This window comes from Enterococcus sp. JM9B (assembly GCF_009933265.1).
GTDB classification, from domain to species: Bacteria; Bacillota; Bacilli; order Lactobacillales; family Enterococcaceae; genus Enterococcus_C; species Enterococcus_C songbeiensis.
On the sequence record NZ_MAEK01000041.1, the window covers coordinates 1 to 14435 of the forward strand.

General features: G+C 36.9%; 14 protein-coding genes and 1 pseudogene. 3 read left to right on the top strand and 12 right to left on the bottom strand.

Features of this window, described 5'->3' with window-relative positions; genetic code table 11:
• Positions 1-330: 330 nt before the first annotated feature.
• Both BAU16_RS12700 and BAU16_RS12705 read right to left on the bottom strand, forming a co-directional pair.
• The gene (locus tag BAU16_RS12700; RefSeq protein WP_048602927.1) at positions 331-516 is read right to left on the bottom strand and encodes a hypothetical protein; all 186 of its coding nucleotides are present in this window, start codon (positions 514-516) and stop codon (positions 331-333) included.
• 119 nt (positions 517-635) lie between these two features.
• On the bottom strand, positions 636-2420 hold the full coding sequence (locus tag BAU16_RS12705; protein WP_237579250.1) for a glucosaminidase domain-containing protein: 1785 nt from the start codon (positions 2418-2420) through the stop codon (positions 636-638).
• A gap of 213 nt (positions 2421-2633) precedes the next feature.
• Between BAU16_RS12705 and BAU16_RS12710 the strand changes: the two genes are divergently transcribed.
• The gene (locus tag BAU16_RS12710) at positions 2634-3950 is read left to right on the top strand and encodes an ISL3 family transposase (RefSeq protein WP_161527211.1); all 1317 of its coding nucleotides are present in this window, start codon (positions 2634-2636) and stop codon (positions 3948-3950) included.
• A gap of 500 nt (positions 3951-4450) precedes the next feature.
• Here the strand turns inward: BAU16_RS12710 and BAU16_RS12715 are convergent, their stop codons facing one another.
• From BAU16_RS12715 to BAU16_RS12755, 10 genes and pseudogenes are all read right to left on the bottom strand, one after another.
• On the bottom strand, positions 4451-5212 hold the full coding sequence (locus BAU16_RS12715; RefSeq protein ID WP_161527212.1) for a hypothetical protein: 762 nt from the start codon (positions 5210-5212) through the stop codon (positions 4451-4453).
• Positions 5213-5565: 353 nt separating this feature from the next.
• On the bottom strand, positions 5566-5742 hold the full coding sequence (locus BAU16_RS13820) for a helix-turn-helix domain-containing protein (protein WP_442896824.1): 177 nt from the start codon (positions 5740-5742) through the stop codon (positions 5566-5568).
• Positions 5734-6135: pseudogene (locus BAU16_RS12720) on the bottom strand (recombinase family protein); the annotation flags it as partial. The gene BAU16_RS13820 and the pseudogene BAU16_RS12720, both read right to left, overlap by 9 nt.
• A gap of 108 nt (positions 6136-6243) precedes the next feature.
• On the bottom strand, positions 6244-7221 hold the full coding sequence (locus BAU16_RS12725) for a tyrosine-type recombinase/integrase (protein WP_144771445.1): 978 nt from the start codon (positions 7219-7221) through the stop codon (positions 6244-6246).
• A 201-nt stretch (positions 7222-7422) separates the two neighbouring features.
• A complete protein-coding gene (locus BAU16_RS12730; RefSeq protein ID WP_048602933.1) occupies positions 7423-7758 on the bottom strand; it encodes a metal-sulfur cluster assembly factor in 336 nt (111 codons plus the stop codon).
• Positions 7759-7845: 87 nt separating this feature from the next.
• The gene (locus tag BAU16_RS12735; protein ID WP_390622574.1) at positions 7846-8742 is read right to left on the bottom strand and encodes a YitT family protein; all 897 of its coding nucleotides are present in this window, start codon (positions 8740-8742) and stop codon (positions 7846-7848) included.
• Positions 8743-8914: 172 nt separating this feature from the next.
• Positions 8915-9097 carry a hypothetical protein gene (locus tag BAU16_RS12740; RefSeq protein ID WP_048602935.1) on the bottom strand — a complete coding sequence of 61 codons (183 nt, stop codon included), beginning with the start codon at positions 9095-9097 and terminating at the stop codon, positions 8915-8917.
• A gap of 70 nt (positions 9098-9167) precedes the next feature.
• Entirely contained in the window at positions 9168-11510 is a 2343-nt protein-coding gene (locus BAU16_RS12745) for an ATP-dependent DNA helicase (RefSeq protein WP_161527214.1), read from the bottom strand.
• Positions 11511-11612: 102 nt separating this feature from the next.
• Positions 11613-11984, bottom strand: a complete 372-nt coding sequence (locus tag BAU16_RS12750) for a phage holin family protein (RefSeq protein ID WP_048602937.1) — start codon at positions 11982-11984, stop codon at positions 11613-11615.
• Positions 11985-12196: 212 nt separating this feature from the next.
• Positions 12197-12733: a hypothetical protein gene (locus BAU16_RS12755; protein WP_048602938.1), complete on the bottom strand. Its 537-nt coding sequence runs from the start codon at positions 12731-12733 to the stop codon at positions 12197-12199.
• A 206-nt stretch (positions 12734-12939) separates the two neighbouring features.
• On the opposite strand from BAU16_RS12755, the gene BAU16_RS12760 reads away from it, so the two are divergent.
• Both BAU16_RS12760 and BAU16_RS12765 read left to right on the top strand, forming a co-directional pair.
• Positions 12940-13563 (top strand): MBL fold metallo-hydrolase, encoded by a 624-nt coding sequence (locus tag BAU16_RS12760; RefSeq protein WP_048602939.1) that lies wholly within the window; start codon positions 12940-12942, stop codon positions 13561-13563.
• Between the two features lie 71 nt (positions 13564-13634).
• A complete protein-coding gene (locus BAU16_RS12765) occupies positions 13635-14339 on the top strand; it encodes a histidine phosphatase family protein (RefSeq protein WP_048602940.1) in 705 nt (234 codons plus the stop codon).
• Positions 14340-14435 lie beyond the last annotated feature (96 nt).

The window sequence follows — 14435 nt, forward strand, 5'->3', positions numbered from 1 at the left end:
AGTTTTTTTCGTTTGAACAAAGTGTTTAAAACGAATTTTCTTCAGCTGCTTAACAGCGACTTGATTAGTTTATCAAACGAGTTGTTATTTGTCAACAACTTTTTAAAGGAAAATTTCACGTTGTATCACGGTTTATTTTCTTTCATCGTTTGACGACTTTGTTATAGTAACATCTGTTTCTTGTTTCGTCAACTCTCTTTTTCAACTTTTTTCTGAAAAGTATTCATTTTCGAATATAACGGAACAACGTGCTTTACTATAGCACCTTTTTAGATATGCGTCAATAAAAAAAGCACAACTAAAAATATTAGTTATGCTCCGTGTTGCCTTTTACTTTTTGTCACGGGTCAAAAAGCGTATTAGATTTTCTTCATCTCGGTAAATAATTGTTTCTTCATTCAGATACTGAAATTTAAGTTCTTTTAATTCAGATTCCAATATCATTTTTTCATAACCGTTGAAAATAGCGTGGATATAATTTTTATATGCTTGTTTTTTCTTCAAACGTTTGTTCATAATACACCGTCCTTCACAAAGCCATCTTATCAAGACTTTATAGAAGAAACAAGAGTTTTATTTAGATTATTTCAACAAAAAACCAACCTCCGCTTTGATCAGAGGCTGGTTATCAAAACTTATTTTGGTGCTACATAAGTCACATTTGCTGAACGGGCAATGCTGTTAGGGATTACACGATAGGAAATCGTTGTGGGACCTACCACGTTTCCTTCTGATACTAAAATGCCATCTGGCCCAACTGCTTCTACAAAAGCAACGTGTCCATAGAGGGAACTAGATCCAGCAATACCTGGATGGAAACTTACAGCATACCCAACTGTCGGAGTTTGTGTGGTTTGGTAACCTAGACGGGCACCTTTTTGTCCCCACTCTCCGCCATTTCCCATGAAGTCATCCACTCGACCGCCTAATTGTGTGATTCGATTGAAGACGTACCACGTACATTGGCCGACTGGATAGGATCCAGAGGTATTATAATCCCGACCGTTATAATCAGGGAAAGTCATTTTTTCTCGATAATATGCTGGAATTTCTGTTTTAGATTGTAAAATGACACCAGCCGCTTCCGCCTTCGGTTCATCAAATTGTGTCAGATTGTAAGCTGCGATAATCGAGTTTAGTTTGTTGTTATAGCTAGTATCTGTTGCATATTTTCCGGTCAATGCTTCGGTTGCTTGTAAATAATTCTTTGCTTCTGAACGCCAGACATCTTTATAGAAACCTAGATTTCCACTTATACCACCACGGATTAAACGAACATAATCTGTTAAGGAATCCTTATATCCGGCATAACTGCGAAAAGCGGCATTAATTTGATACAAGTTTCCAGATCCATCATCTTCCATGGTTGGCATCGTCACCGAACTACCACTATTACTGCCTTTGATTCCGAACAGGTTATAATAGGGTGCCGTTGATAACGTGCTTCCACCTGATCCACTTTCCAAAATGGCTTGGGCGATCATGACTGAGGCAAAAACATCATATTTCAATCCGAGTTCACGAGCATCTTCTGCAATCGCATCGATAAAGTGCTGTGTCGTAGGATTGGCTCTGAAATCAGTACTTGCTGCGTAGGTATCAATCAATTTTTGACCATAGTCGGTTAATTTCAAATCTGCTGAAGCCTGAACTGCAAAATCTGGATTAACTCTTTGTGAAGTTGTTGCCACAGTATCTTCTGCTGCATCTTCCTTGATTTCTCCAGTTTCTAAGTCATAGCCTTGTAGGGAGTAAATTCGAACACCGGGTATTTCTTCTGTTTCTTCCTCGCTATTTTGCTGACGTTCTTCAAGTGAAGTCTCGTCGGCTAACAGGTATTTTCCTGAACCAAGATAAATCGCAGTTTGTATCACTTGATTGTCTTTATTCCAGAAAAGCAGATCTCCTGGTTGAGCTTTTGCTAATTCGACTTTTTTTCCAGAAGTTGCTAAATCTTGATAATCTTTTCCTAAATCAGTACCGAAAACTTGTTGGTACACGTAAATAGGCACATGAAGATTGTCAAAAGCTTTGGGGCCTTTGGCATTTTTTTCATAGGGCAGGCTTAATTGCTTCAACGCTTCTGAAACAATCGCTGCTTGTCGTTCATCTTCATAAGAGGAAAGTAATGGCAATTCAAAACCATTCAAATCAGAATCCGTTAAACTGTCTGTTACTAAGCGATCTTCTAAAGAAACAGTTTCACCGGTTGAACTTTCTTGAACTGGACCTTGATTAGGTGTTGTTTCTGGTTGTTTCTCTGGCGTTGTTTCTTTCGGTTTCGTTTCCGCAGGTTTTGCCGGCTGCGTGGTAACTGGTTTTTGCGGTTTCTCTGGTTCTGGTTTTGGAGTCGGCTTAGCTTGTTCTGCTTTTTTAAGCTGAGCAATCGCTTGTTGCAAGGCCGTCAATGCTTGAGCCACCTCTGCTTCTGTCGCATTTTCATTTTCTGCAACAGTTTTTGCCTGCGTCAGCGCTGTTTGAAAGACTGCAAAAGTTGCCGCAGTATAAGGGTTCTATGATATTTGGTGTTGTTACTCTCAAATGAGTAAGGACACCAAGTTTTTTTTATAACAAAAAGACATTTGGTTGCCCTATAATTAAATCGCTGAACCCAATCATAGGAGGATAACCAAATGTCCATAGTTAAGAATATCAAATGTACTGATGAAAATACAAGTAAATCAATCAAACAAATCCTGAATATCAAGGATTCTCACATTACTTTCTCTAAAGACGCGATTAGTAAAGAGATTGTTCATGGCCGGATGGCCAATGTATTTACCGGCTTATTAACTGGAGAAGCGAATCGTTGTGAATATTGTGGGTTTGATTCAATTATTCGTCATGCCTACCAAGATAGCTGGATTCAATTGATTCCTTATCAAGAAGTACCCACTTACCTTCATCTATATAAACAGCGTTTTCGTTGTACCCAGTGCCACCATACGTTTTCTGCCAAAACCTATTATGTAGCGGAGAATTGTTACATCTCGCAAGCTTTAAAATTTGCGATAGCTGTGGATTTGAAGAAAAAGATTTCAATGCAAGATATCGCCAAACGATACTTCGTTTCCACAAAAACCGTTGAGCGGGTCTTAGATAGTTTCTTTGAAGAGCCTCGTAAACAGCTAACTTACCTTCCTAAGCATCTTCTGATTGATGAATTTAAAGGGACTAGCGATTGTGAAGGAGTGATGTGCTTTATTGTCAGTGATGCAGATACTGGTAAAATCTTTGATATCCTAGATGATCGACGAAACTTTAAATTACGAGCATACTTTCAGCGATTTACCTTAAAAGCAAGAAAACAGGTCACACATATTGTAATGGATATGAACGCCTCTTACGATGCGATGACCAAAGAAGTCTTTCCAAACGCCCGAATCTCCATTGATCGATTTCATATCATCCAACAAATGACACGCGCCTTTAATAAACAACGGATTCAGGCAATGAATCAGCTGAAGAAAAGCGATCCACAAGCTCAAAAAGACTACCGAAAATTGAAAAAGTATTGGCGAACAATTTTGAAGAAAAATTCAAAGATAAACTACACCTCCTTCAAGCAGTTTCCTCTCTTTCAAAGAAGATACTTAACAGAATCTGAGGTGTTAGATTACCTGCTTTCTATAGACGACCAACTACGGCAAAGCTATAAGGTCTATCAAGAACTGTTGGCTGCTTTTGATGCAAAAGATTTCACCGAGTTCTTTGACTTGATTGAATCATTACCACATTCCTTGAACGATGGGTTTAAAAAAGCGATTCGTTACCTGAGAAAGCACAAAGAAGCCATCACAAACTCCTTAAAATATCCTTATTCAAACGGAAAACTAGAAGGAAAGAACAATCTTATCAAAGTAATCAAAAGAATAGCTTTTGGATTTCGGACTTTCCGTCACCTTCGGATGCGTATTCTCATCCAACAAAATATCTGTGAAATCATTTAATAACGCAAAAAAGGAAATGCCGAAGCATTTCCTAAAGTGTGATTTGATCAAAACAACACCATTTGACAAAGAGCCTAAGATGTTGGATGTTCTCGAGCTAAAACTTATGTTTGTGTTGCTTCTATGTTTTGATTTTTTAAATGTAATTATTACTACATTATTATATTTTATTAACGTTAATATTATTATAACACAAATTATATATAAAGTCAAAGTAAAATTTCACTATAGAATTATTTACTATTGATAAGTATACTTTCGAACGCTTTCGCAATAAAAATATTACTTCTTCAATTAAATAAAAAACCTATAATATAACTCACACACCCTATATTTTTAATTCATAAAAAAACTACTTTTGCAACGCATATATACACTGCAAATATCCTTAAGGTATATTATAACGTATATATACGTGAATCTATTTTCATAAATAATTGAGAGATAGGTGCTATTTATTCTTTTAATTAAACATATTTGTTGTATAGTAATTAGCAATTTTACCTATTAATCATCTGTTCAATCAATTTTTGGTCATCCACTTTCAAACCGTAAGGATTATTCAAATCATCTAGTTTGAGATTAAAATCATTTAGCGAGGTTGTAACAATTGCATTCATACTTCCATCTAATTTACCTCCCCAAAAGCCTTTGACTTTCTTCCCATAGATTTCCGTTTCCTCAATAGAACCAACGGCAGTAAAACTAAATATAGATTTACTATTATCTGATATACCATCACTAAGGAATTGAATATACTCTGCACGTAAATTGTTTCCTTTCGAATCAGTCACTAAATTCAAGTTTAGATTAGAAGTACCTGAGTCATTTTGAGTAAATTCGTATACGGTAACTTCTTCTTCAATTAAGACATCTGCCCAACTATCAGCATTCACAAATTCTGACAACGGTCTAGAATAACCTTTTTTATAAATGAATGTTGTAATTTTTTTCCCATTGTAATTGATTGCTAGTATACTAGGAACTAAACTATCCTTGGTAATATCAACTAAATTGTTTTCAAGCATTAATAGACCAACCATACCATTCATAATACTATTATCGCCAACATTAAATATTTCATAAAGAGTCAAATTATTCATTTGTTGTTTATTATCATACTTATTCATACTATAACTTTCTGATGATTTTAAAGTTTCTAAAGTTTCTGATTCTTTACTAATTTTATTATTATTATTTGTACAACCAACAAATAATAACAGCAATATAATTAAAAAAATTGATATTTTTATTTTTTTCATTGATACATCTCCCTTATTTATTCCATTACTTTTCAGTTTATCTAACAATATTAATATAATTGAGAGCTAAATGTGGTATTAACATTCTTATGATTAAAAAATCACAAGTTTGGTAATAAGGTACGCCTAATAAGCAAATTCCCTTTCCTTAACTATTTCACTATTACTAACACTGGTAAACCTTGTCTAAAACGAACGTTTTTGACAGACGTTAAACAATAAAAACTGACTCACTAAGAATCTTATGAACTCAACCTTTTTGGTTGTTTTTTGAGATTCTTTTTCTATTATATTCACTATTATCTAATTCGTTCGTTTCTTAACATAATTATACGATACTTACTAAAAGTTTATCAACCTTTGTTACTATTTAATTTATGTGTTCTAACTATTCTATAAATACTACTTTCACTAATATTAAGCTCAAGTGCTATCTCGCTCACTGTGTAATTCTGTTTTCGATGCATTTCAAGTACTTTAGCTTTAGTTAAATTACTTAATCTCGGTCTACCACCTTTGTTATCCGACATCGCTAGAGCTTGTTTCGTGCGTTCTGAAATTAAACTCGCTTCCATCTCTGCAACTGAGGATAAGATTGTAAAAATAAGTTTCCCTGTCGCTGTTGATGTGTCAATCCCCTCCGTAATGATATTAAGATGAATCTTTTTCTCTTCTAATTGACTAATAAGATTGACCAATTGTTTAGTGCTCCTTCCTAATCTGTCAAGTTTGTAGACTATTAGCGTATCTCCTTCTTCTAGGATGTCTAGAGCTCTGTTTAATTGCTCTCTATCAACTTTACGACCACTGACTTGTTCAATGAACCAGTGAGTGGGTTGGTAAGCTGTGAGAGCCTCTATTTGGACTTCAATACCTAATGTTTGCTTACCTGTCGATGTTCTGATGTACGCTACTTTCTTCATCGCTGACTCCTTCTACTGGTTTAATAGTTTACTGTTGTCAGTAATAGTGAGTGGTTAAGAAACTTTGTAGCAAGCTTATGAACTATTACTGATATTGTCAATACACTTTTACTTAATTGTTTGTAGCGGTGAGTGTTTGACTGCTTTTTCTATTGAATCGTCAATATTTAATGACCTTAGATAGACTTCCGTCGTCTTAATCGAGGAATGTCCCAATAATTTTTGAATCATATAAATATCTGCACCATTTCTAACTAGTTTCTGAGTAAAATAATGTCTAAAAGTATGAGGACTAATCCTAATATTTGGATTAACATTACTTGCAACACCAATTTTCTTAATTTCTCTCTCTGCCGAGATATAGCTATATTGTTTGCCATACTTTGTAAGAAATACATATTCATCTTTCATAATTTCATAATATTCAAAAAAAACATTAGCTACTCTGAGATACTTTAGATAAGCTTTATATACTGTTGGCGAACAATGAACTACTCTATCTTTCTTACCTTTACCGTTCTCCACCTTAATTTGCGATTCTTCAACATGATAGTGTTTAAGATTCATAACCTCACTTATTCTGAGACCAGTGTCAACTAAAATTAGCAACAGTAAGTAACTTCTTTCATTGGTAAACTTGGTCTGAAGTCCTAGATGGTATTTGTCTTTACGCTTTACATTTGTAAATGTTCTTTGTTTAGCGTACTTTAACATCTTTTTAACTTCATCATCAGAGAAGGTGTTGATAACAACCTGTCTCTCTTTTATCCACTTTACATATAAACATGGATTTTCTTTTTCTCTCATGTAATTCTCATCTATACAATACCTAAAAAACGCTCTAATGCTACGTAAATGGCTATTTACGTAAGTTTCTGCTTTTCCTTCTTCAATATTCTTAATCAAAAAGCCGCGTACGTGAGATACAGTCACCATATCTAGTGAGTCAACATTTTTTTCTTCTAAAAATTTCAGAAACATACTCAAAGTTTTCCCATGTTTTTTTATCGTCTTTGGAGATAATCCTCTTGCCCTGTCATTAAATGCTGACTCTACTACTAAATCCTTTAATATCAATCTTTCCATAACAAAAAAACTCCTTCGCTAACATATTAGTTAACGAAAGAGCCTTCTGACTTTTGCCATTTTAAATTAGAGTCCAATCAAAATTTAACTCACGTGGTAAGTAATCCAAGACAGTAAAAATTCATATTGGACACCGCACTAGATGAGTATTTAACCCATCAAATTTCAATCAAAAACCTCTTTAAACCTTGATATATCAACCTATCTAATCCCCAAAGCAATCCGTGCATAACGACTCATTTTATCAGTCGTCCAAGCTGGATACCAAACCAATTTCACTTCGACATTTTTCACTTCTGTTACTTCTGCCAATGCTTGATGGATTTGATCAGTTAAGATGTCCGCTAGAGGACAGCCCATCGTGGTCAGTGTCATTTTCACGACAGCATTGCCAGTTTCTCCATCAAATTCGATTTCATATATCAAGCCAAGATTCACGATGTCGATGCCAAGTTCTGGGTCGATAACTGTTTCTAACGCAGTCAGCACGCGATCTTTGATTTCTTCTACTTCTTGTTCAGAGTATTGTTGACTCATTTGCACAAGCCTCCTTTAACCATTTCTTTCCAAATAATACCTTGTTTTTCCCCTTTTGTAAATATCCTCTGTTTCTATCTAAAAAGGTCAGCGTCCTTTCTTTTGAATCTTCATTTCCGGAAATTTTCCGGTTGCTTTAAAAGTTCGTTGATCGTCTTCGCTGGCAAATCGTCCAATAATGGATTGTGTAGGCAAGATATTGACAAAGGCATTTTCATCGGCTTCAATGACTGCTTGTTCTAAATCATAAAGTTCATAGCGGGTAATCACCATCATGATCGTCTTGCCTTCCACACCGGAATAACCTCCAACAGAAGGCATCAACGTCATCCCCCGAAAAACACGAGCAGCGATATTTTTCCCAACTTCATCGGGTTTGGTAGTAATAATCATTGCGGTGACTTTCTGATGGCTTGTGTGGATCATATCCACCACGTGACTCATACAATAAATCGAGATAATTGTATACAATGCACTTTCCCAGCTAAAAATAAAACCCGCCACCATCACGATGATTCCATTGAGAATAAACATATACTTTCCAACCGTTTTACCCGTTGTTTTCGATAAAATCAATGATAAAATATCCATGCCACCGGTAGTAAATCCCATTTTTAAGGAAAACCCGGCACCCACGCCCAACAAGACGCCGCCGACCAATGAATTCATTAGGATGTTATTGGTGACTTCACCCTGAGGCATAATCATCGTTATCAATGAAACGCCAACAACATTAACAAAACTCCAAAATGTCGATGCTTTCCCCAACTTCATAAAACCTAAAATAAAAATTGGAATATTTAAAATCAAAATAAACAGACCAGTACTCAAATGAATCTCGAAATAACGCCAGCCAAGAAACACGATAATTTGTGCCACTCCGTTCATTCCAGCAGAAAGTACCTTTGCCGGAATCAGAAAATAATTTAATGAAATAGCTGCGGTGATTCCTGAAATCAGCACAACTCCTATTTTTTTAAACATCTCTGTTTGTTCATGTCTAACGCCAATTTTTCCCACAATCAGTTTCTCCTTGCTTCAATTTTCATCTTCTTTAGAATAGCAGTTTCCATCTGAAAATTAAACTGATTTTTCCATGAGAAAATAAAAGCACTCGGCAAGCAACTCTTCATCGCTGATTATTTGATACTTGGCATCAACTTTTCTGTTCCATTGGGAAAATATCCGTCAATTTGACGACACCGTTTTTTCCGCCTTCGATTAGTTCCACCGTGGCACAATTAGTCATCACATTCATAATCCGGATTTTTTGCAAAGTTTCACATCCAACTACTTTCGCAAGATAAATTTGATCTTTTTTTAGTCCGCTGCCATCCATAAAAAAACACCCTTCGCCTTAAATTTATCCAAGGGTATCCTATAGTTTAAATTAAGTAAAGCAACACGCCTTATTTTATGGTTTTCCAGAAATTTGCCAGTTCATCTGCCAGTTGTTGGGGACGATAGGCAACAGCAGGATGCCAATGCAATGGAAATAATTGACGATAACGCGGAGAATGAAAGCGCTGATCCAAAAGCAGGACCACACCATAGTCTGTTTCATCTCGAATCACCCGCCCGGCCGCCTGTAATATTTTGTTCATCCCAGGTAATTGATAGGCATACTCAAAGCCCCGATGATTTTGTTCGTCAAAATAATCACGAATCAACTCTTGTTCATGATTGATTTGAGGCAACCCTACACCAACAATCGCAGTGCCAATCAAACGAGTTCCCTTCAAATCGATTCCTTCCGAAAAAATTCCTCCCAGTACACAAAATGCCAATACCGGATTTTGCGGATTCTCTTCAAATTTTGCTAAAAACTGTTCCCGTTCGCCTTCATTCATTTTAGAGTCTTGAATTAAGGTAGTGACTTCTGGATACAATTCTTTGAACAGTGCAGCCGTATCATCCAAATAACGATAAGATGGAAAGAAAACCATATAATTGCCTTTTTTTGCTTGAATCATTGTATTTAGTGCGGCGACGATTTCTGGCAGACTTTCTTGTCGTCTTTGATACGTGGTTTGAATATAGTTGGTGATGATGATTTTTTGTTGTTTTTCTTCAAAGGGACTTGGCAGCTTATAGCGCAGAGCTTCCTTTTCGCCTCCCAGTACTTCTTGGTAATAAGAAAGCGGACTGAAGCTGGCAGAAAACAAGAGACTGGCTTTTCCTTTATTCAGCATCTCAGTTAAGAATGGCGCAGGTGCCATACAAAAAAGCTTGATTCGTATATCAACTCGTGAACGTTCAACAGTCGTTTCATAATGATCATCATAAAATTCACTGATTTTTAAGAAATGCAGCACATCAAAATAGAAGCTGAGTACTTGCTCTTGAGCCCGGTCATCTGGATTTGCAGCCAGCCATTCTTTCATCTTCTCTTGTAAACGAAACAGCTGTTTGATCAATTGATCCGCCGGTGCTTGTTGGTGATGGTACTCCCAGCCGTCTTCTTTGCCGATCTCATCAATTTTTTCAAATTCCTTATTCACCTTATTTAAACTTCTACGCAATTTTTGGTGGGTTTTTCCCAACTGCTCCCAAAGTACTTTTGCCTTTGCGTAGGAAATTTCTGCCGAGTACATTTCTCGTGAACGATTGACCAGATTATGTGCTTCATCTACTAGAAAGAAATAGTTTTCGTCATTTTCTTCAAAGAAACGGCGCAAATAAACCGTTGGATCAAACAAATAATTGTAATCTCCAATGATGACATCACACCACAGACTGGCATCAAGAGAAAATTCAAAAGGACAAAGCATGTGCTTGCGGGCATAGGTTTCGATCACTTCTCTGGTAATCAAATTTTCATGATGCAAAAGATCCCACAATCCTTCATTGATTCGGTTGTAATAGCCTTTGGCATAGGGACAGTTTTCCGGTGTGCAATTACGGTCCTCAAGAAAACAAATTTTATCTTTCGCCGTAATCGTGATTACTTTTGCCTGTCCGCCGACATCTGTCAAAGCTTTCATAGCATCTTCTGCCACTTGCCGAGTGATTGTTTTCGCAGTTAAATAAAAAATCCGATCTGCTTCATCTTCTCCCATTGCCTTGAGCGCCGGAAAAAGGGTGGAAATTGTTTTTCCTGTACCTGTCGGTGCCTCTGCAAACAATTTTTGCTTGGCTTTTAATGTCTTATAAGCTGCCACAGCCAGTTCTCGTTGTCCTTTCCGATAGGTTTCATGGGGAAATTTCAACGCCATCAAAGAGGTATTACGGACTCTTCGCCAGTCTTCTTGAAACAGCAGCCATTTATGGTATTCATGGATCAAGTCCAAATAAAAAGTTTCTAATTCAGAAAATAAAAAATGCCTGTTCTTTCGCGTGATCAGCTCTTCTGTTGTCTGAAAATATGTTAATTGAACATCAATTTCCAGCAAGGTATTTTCTTTTGCATAAATATAAGCATAAACCATCGCCTGATAGAAAAACAATTCGATCTGGTCTTCCGTCAAATCTTCAAAGGCAACCTCGGAAGTTTTAATTTCATCAATCGTCCAGAAATCTCCCATAAAAATACCGTCTGCCCGACCTTCAACAATCAACAGGTCCTCCCCCAGCTGGCTTTCGATTTTCAGCGTAACTTCTTTTTGATACGCCTCGCCTGCTGCACTTTGCAGTCGTCGGTGGATTTTTGCGCCTTCTAAAGCAGTGTGGTTGCTCACTCGCCGGCTATCAATATCTCCTCTGCGCAAAATAAATTCAACGATTTTGCGGACCGATATTTTTCCTCGATGCATTTGTTTTGCACCTCCTCTTTCCAGCAGTCCCTTTATTATAGAAGAAAATAAGCAAAGGTCAAAGACAAAAAAACTCCTGAAATTTTTCAGGAGCGTAACAAATTATTTCTGCCGATATTTTTTCAGCAATTCTAAAAATGCCGAAAAAGGCAGACTGTTGATGCCAATTTTTTGATAATTTTCCAAAATAGATTGAATTTCCAGCAAAAGATAGCCCACATAGAAGACGTAAAGCATCGCAATGCCAGTCTTAATGGGCAGCAACAACGCCACTGGCAAAAAGAAAACCAGTAAAACCATGCTGGCAAGCTTACGCAAAATTCCATTGATCCCAACTTTAGACGAAAGGCACTGCTGCTTTTTTGCAACATACACACCGCTGAAAAAATCCAGCGTCATTGCCACCGCCAGTAAACCTAAGACATAAAGAATCTTTTGTTGCTGCAATTCCAAAAATAATTCTTCCCAGTTCATTCTATTTTCCTCCCTTCACTTCTATAACGAAAAAAAGAGGAAAAATGTAAAAAGAAATCCCTGAAAAATTTTCAGGGATACAGGATAAGAATTTAGATTTTTGGGATGTCTATAATATAACGAGAAATTATTAAAAGGGCATGAAATAATCACGACTGACTTGTAAGAATTCAGCAAAAAAAGATTTCATTTATCTGACAATTTCGATTATTCTAACGGTCGTACTTCACTTCATACTCAACATTGTTGCCGTCAACAACGATCTTTGTACTGCCGGAGACAAAATAGAAAGACTTTTGAAATTCTTCTCCATGTAAAATCAGTTCTCGACCTTCTAGTGAAACAGTGATTTCCGGTACCACCCGTTCATAAACTTGAAATAAATCGGTTGAAAGCTCTTGTTCAGTAAAGGTGGACGCAAAATCTTCTTTTATAATCGTCAATTTTTCGTGATACAAATCTGATAGCTTCTCCGAAGTAATGGATGGATCATCATCAGGAATATATTGTTTGACGATTGTCAATGTGTCGTTATGAATATCATATACCCCTTGGCTTTGGGGGAAATCATTGTTGTTTGTTTGTAGGATAAGCAGCTCTTTGCTTTGTAATTTTATTTCCGGTTCCAGCGCAGGTTCATTTTCCAAAACACTCTCTTTTGTCGAAAAGGATTCTTTTTTCGATGCACAGGAAACTAAAAGAAATGACGCAATGATGAGTAGGTTGATTGTTATGATTCCTTTTTTCATATAAACTCCCCCAATATACGTTACCCTAAGTATAGCAGAGCGGTTTTTAAACCTTCGTTAAATAAATGTTTTTTTAGTTGTTTCTTTTGAATCTACCATTTTTCCATCATAGTCTCCTTAGTCTTTCTTTTTTAGAGGCAGAAAAATTTCTTTCTTTGTTGGATACGTTTCTTTGCGCTATACTTATAGAAAAGAGGAGGCGTCTTATGGAAATCTTACGACTAGTGACTGGTCCCATTCAAGAAAACTGCTATCTTATTTACAACAAAGAAAATCTACTGATTGTGGACCCCGGTGCAGAACCGGAGAAAATAATTCTACAAATCGAAAAACTACAACGAAAACCTGTGGCAATTTTATTGACCCATACCCATTATGATCATATCGGTGCCGTTGATCCATTAAGAGATTATTATCAAATTCCTGTTTATGTGAGTCCGTTAGAACAGGATTGGTTGCAAGATCCGCAAATGAATTTGTCAGGATTAGGACGGCACGATGACATTGCCGATGTCCTCGTTAGACCAGCAGAGTATTTATTTGAATTAAAAGACTATACGCTTGGAGATATGCGCTTTTCTGTTGTGGCAACTCCCGGCCATTCGATTGGCAGTGTCAGCTTTATTTTTGATGACTTTGTGGTTTCAGGGGATGCTCTTTTCCGGGGCAGTATCGGACGAACGGATCTTGCAACGGGGAATTTAGACCAATTGCTGACAAGTATCAAAACACAACTATTTACCTTGCCGAAACAATTTCCAGTTTATCCTGGGCATGGAGATGCTACTACGATTGAGCGTGAAATCACTACAAATCCCTTTTTTAATTAGAACAAGGTAGTTACGCTTTTTCAGCAAAAACTAGCATCTGTAAAAATTTTAAGGTACAAGGAGGAAAAAACATGGCAAAAACGGAACTTTATATTATCCGACATGGTAAAACAATGTTCAACAGCGTCCAGCGGGTTCAAGGCTGGTGTGATACACCGCTAACTAAAAGTGGACGAGAAGGAATTCATTATCTGGCTTTAGGTTTACGAGAAACCGAATTTGTGGATGCCGTTTCCAGCGACAGCGGTCGAGCGATTGAAACAATGCGCATCATCCTAGGGGAACACATCAATGGACCAAAAATTCCTTATTCCATTGACAATCGAATTCGTGAATGGTGTTTTGGTTCATTGGAAGGCGGCTATGATGCAGAAATGTGGGGAGTGATTCCTCGCGTATTGGATTTCAAAGGGGATAACGAAACCTTTATGACTCATACTACTTTTAAAGAAATCGCCAATGCTGTGTATGAAGCAGACACGGCAAATTGGGCAGAAACCTACGAGCAGTTGCAAGCGCGAGTGTATTCCGGCTTTGAAGACATTGCCCATCGCGTCGAAAAGCAAGGCGGCGGAAAAGTAGCTGTTGTCTCCCACGGGCTGACGATTGCTTTCTTATTAAATCTAATTGATGCTTCCCAACCAGTCCGTGCCAACCTGTTAAACGGCAGCGTCAGTCGTCTGGTGTATGAGAATGGAAAATTTACGATTGCAGAAATTGGCAGCATTGATTACATTGAAAAAGGAAAACAACTTTCTCATGATCTTTTAGCTTAATACTAAATGACAGCTTTCTCTCAGAGACAGCTGTCTTTTTTTGCTAAAAAAACGATTGGTTTTCCAGTATAGAAAAGGTATACTAAAGACTGAATT